The sequence below is a fragment of the Nitrospira sp. BLG_2 genome, from assembly GCF_049222245.1.
The window spans coordinates 1-3,638 of record NZ_JBLYIG010000514.1; the positions used below are offsets into that span (position 1 = coordinate 1).

The 3,638-nt window shown below is 55.4% G+C and carries 4 protein-coding genes and 1 pseudogene; 3 read left to right on the forward strand and 2 right to left on the reverse strand.

Annotated elements, in window-relative coordinates; genetic code table 11:
* Together ACOSYY_RS13865 and ACOSYY_RS13870 are read left to right on the forward strand one after the other, a co-directional pair.
* A partial coding sequence (locus tag ACOSYY_RS13865) for a sigma-70 family RNA polymerase sigma factor (protein WP_421663108.1) occupies positions 1-637 on the forward strand: 637 nt, incomplete at its 5' end.
* Between the two features lie 337 nt (positions 638-974).
* On the forward strand, positions 975-1,706 hold the full coding sequence (locus ACOSYY_RS13870; protein WP_421663109.1) for a GGDEF domain-containing protein: 732 nt from the start codon (positions 975-977) through the stop codon (positions 1,704-1,706).
* Positions 1,707-1,829: 123 nt separating this feature from the next.
* On the opposite strand, the gene ACOSYY_RS13875 is transcribed toward ACOSYY_RS13870, so the two are convergent.
* Positions 1,830-2,072: a type II toxin-antitoxin system HicA family toxin gene (locus tag ACOSYY_RS13875; protein WP_421663110.1), complete on the reverse strand. Its 243-nt coding sequence runs from the start codon at positions 2,070-2,072 to the stop codon at positions 1,830-1,832.
* Positions 2,056-2,301, reverse strand: a complete 246-nt coding sequence (locus tag ACOSYY_RS13880) for a type II toxin-antitoxin system HicB family antitoxin (RefSeq protein WP_421663111.1) — start codon at positions 2,299-2,301, stop codon at positions 2,056-2,058. The genes ACOSYY_RS13875 and ACOSYY_RS13880 overlap by 17 nt, the downstream gene beginning before the upstream one ends.
* Before the next feature lie 762 nt (positions 2,302-3,063).
* Between ACOSYY_RS13880 and ACOSYY_RS20435 the strand changes: the two are divergent.
* A pseudogene (locus tag ACOSYY_RS20435) lies at positions 3,064-3,638 on the forward strand (transposase); the annotation flags it as partial.

The window sequence follows — 3,638 nt, forward strand, 5'->3', positions numbered from 1 at the left end:
GGCTTTCCGCCTCCCCGCCTACTTGGACGCAGAGGATTTGATTTCGGTCGGAACCATCGGACTCATGGATGCCATGGACAAGTATGATCCGACACGAGAAGCGAAGTTCAAGACGTATGCGGAGTTCAGAATCCGTGGAGCCATGCTCGATGAGATTCGCTCGATGGATTGGATTCCACGATCGGTCCATGAACGGATCGGTCTGCTTCAAAAGACTCACACCATGCTCATGAGCCGATTGGGTCGTCCCCCACATGAAGAAGAGGTGGCGGCAGAATTGAAGATGTCCTTGGAAGAGCTGGATGATTTCATTACACGGGCCAGAGGAGCGGTCATGATCAGTGTAGACGATTTATGTCTTCATGAACCAGACGGGCACAAAGTGGTCAAGATGTTGGCCGATACGCACACGCCTGATCCCCTTTCCTCATTGGTCAATGAGCGGGAACGGGAATCGATCGTTGGGGCCATTCAATCGTTGCCGGAAAAAGAACGGCTCGTCCTGACGCTGTATTACTACGAGGAGCTCACGATGAAGGAAATCGGAGAGCTCATGAAAGTCACTGAGTCACGGGTCTGCCAAATTCATACCAAGGCCATCATCAGACTTAAGGCACACTTGCAACGACCGAATTGACCGAATCGACCCGCGAACGGAGCCGGCTACTCGTTTGAATTCATTATGATGCAATGAGCGATGTCCCGCGATAGCTCTGCTTCAGTTCTGACCCAGAGAAACCGATACCCCTCTGGACGAGATCCCGACCAACGTCCGATGGATCGAAAGAGAATCGATCGAATCAGCCGGAAGGCGGATCGGATCTCTGGTTTGTTCCACATTCAAGTCAAGTCCTCGGTCAGCAATCACGGCGATGCACTTGAAGGTAACACACTTTGGGTTCTCACCATCGCGCGACCGCTCTTTTGCCTGGTGGTGTGCCTCGGCAGTGATCTGTGGCGGAAGCTTGGCATGGATGCCGCAGACACCTGTCGGTTCCGCGAGTGTGGCCGAAATCGTTTCCGTACGGCTTGTCATCGGATGGATTGGCTTTTTCTTCGCCGCCGGATTTGGTGTAGTGGGCCTCTTGTATTGGCCGGCTAGTCAGGACTTCGAGCAGCGCAAGCAGGGAGGGGCAGTCTCGGCCTATGACAACATCACCGGCCTCCCTACACAGCGACTCTACCTTGTGTTGCTCGGGCACGCATTGAGTAGAGCCGAGGCCACCACGCGGAACGTCGCGGTCTTCGTGTGCGCCTTGGAACAGTTCCGCCCGCTGTCGACATCCTCGGCTCCGCCGAATATGACCCTGGTCGTGCGCGTGCAAGCCGCCCGTATCAAGAGTGCATTGCGGCCTCATGACGTCGTCGCCCGTTTGGGCGAGTACACCTTCGCCGTAATCGCGGATAATCTCGAATCACCGGCCGAAGCTCGATTGATCGCCGAAAAAATCCAGCATGTCATAGCCCTCCCACTGATAATCGAAGGTCAGGAATTGTTGATGTCCTGCCGGATTAGGGGAATCGTGGGACCACAAAAAGGGGTTGATGCCGAGTCATTCCTCGACGCCGCCTCATTAGCTCTCTCAGATAGTCAAACAGCCGACACGTCCATTACATTTGTGTCGGATCCCACAACGTCTTTCCTCTCTCCGTCGAACCAAACCCTTGCAGGACGAACGCGTCACTATGCGGGCGCGCGGCATTAACCTCATTAGTAATAATAAGACTATAGTCACGCAGACCGCATAGCTCCATGAACGCACCATGGTGTGTCAGACGATAGCGGGTGGCCGGGAAGCTGCCATCTTTCATGTAGCACGGCTGGAGACTTATGACGTGTAGAAGTGTGGGCGAAGGTCCTGCTCTGCAATGAAGCGACTGGCTTGACGAAAAATTGCGCGTAAAGTTCCGGGGTCTATTTCGGTATGGAGGGGAAGCGTCAACACCTGACGCGCTCCTGCGACCTCACGGACGAGCTTGATATGGCTTCCTCGCTGGGAGGCTTGCTGGAAGTCAAAGCCTTGAAGGATGCTCAGGACCTCGCGACCGGCGAGCCTACGAAGCTTGGGCATGGTCTGGGTCCAGCTCCATGGTCAGCACTAAGGTAGGTTTCTCTCTCAACCCAAAATCAGCCAGGTGCTCTCCCTCCAGATGCAGTGCGGTAGCTTCTTGAAGATGCTTGACCGTTTCATCCAGCGTCCGCCCTTGCGTGACAACAGCAATCTCCAGACACTCCGCGATATAGCCGATGTCGTCACCGGCGCGAATAACAGCTTTAATGGTTTGTTGCAGAGGGGGCATGGCACCTCCTTGGCGACCTGTGAGGATGTCAGAATACCCTCGTTCCAGCCGGGGCGCAAGCGATGCCTGAAGCCAGTCGCCGCTGATTCGAACTGTTCTGCTTTCCTTGTTTTCCCGGGCAATCCCGTAGAATCCGAACGAGTACTATGTACGGCTCCCTGAAGGTCCGAGACTATGCGTAATAGAAAAGATTTCTAGATTCCTATCATGTACGGGCATTGCACGACATTCTTAGGACATTCGAAAGAGCATCGTATTTTTTGACTGTCCCCGTAAGTGGTGAGATTGATGAGGATCAATTTGCTTTTTGTTGATTGCCGCAAGAAATTTAGGCTCGTTATGGCCTAAATCCCATCGTTCGTTGCCGATGAGCCTTGGGCGTTTTAGGGGAAGGTGTCTTATCCTTCAGCAGCTGAATATCAAAAATGCATATCGAGCTGAGCGAATCAGGATGCTCATTATGGACCTCATGGTGCGAAACATAGCGACCAGGCAGGGTTGAACCCTTCGCCTAAAGATATGCGACCACTCCCATCCGCATTTATGCGAATCAGTTGCGGGGGACACTCCGTAGTGGGAACGGCTTGATAGATCAATTGCCGGCCATCCGGCGACCACGTAGGAGTCGCACGACCCAGGAAAGCTTGCCCTATAAAAGGCACGAGCACTCGTGGGCCTCCCTGCAGATCACGCACTACGTGACCTTCCCCCGATTTCACAGACACCTCCATAAGTGGGAGAATGCTGAAATTGGAGGACAGGATGAGCACGAAGACACGACGGTCGTATACGGAGACATTCAAGGAAGAAGCGGTGCGTTTGGTCCGGGAGTCCGGGCATCCCGTGGCACAGGTGGCGCGGGATCTGGGTATTGCCGATCATCTCCTCTACCGGTGGCGAGCGGAGCAGCAGCAGGCCGAGGGGCGTGGGCAGACCCGGCAATCCCTCCGGGCCGAGCAGGCGGACCTGGTCCAGCTCCGGCGTGAAAATGCTGTCTTGAAACAGGAGCGGGATTTTTTACGACGTGCGGCGGCGTTCTTCGCGAAGGAGTCGCGATGAGATACCGAGTGATCAGGGAAGACGACCGTCGCTATCCAATCCGCCTGATGTGCCGAGCCTTGGCGGTCTCTCCGGCAGGGTATTATGCCTGGCGGACACGCCCCGTGAGTCCACGGGCTGTGGCCAATCGAGACCTGCTCTCAGCGATTCGCGTGCTCCATCAAGAGTCGCGGGAAACCTACGGCAGTCCTCGCATCTGGGCTGCCCTGGTCAAGCAGGGACATGGCATTGGCGAGCATCGCGTGGCTCGGCTCATGCGTGGGGCAGGGATTCGGGCG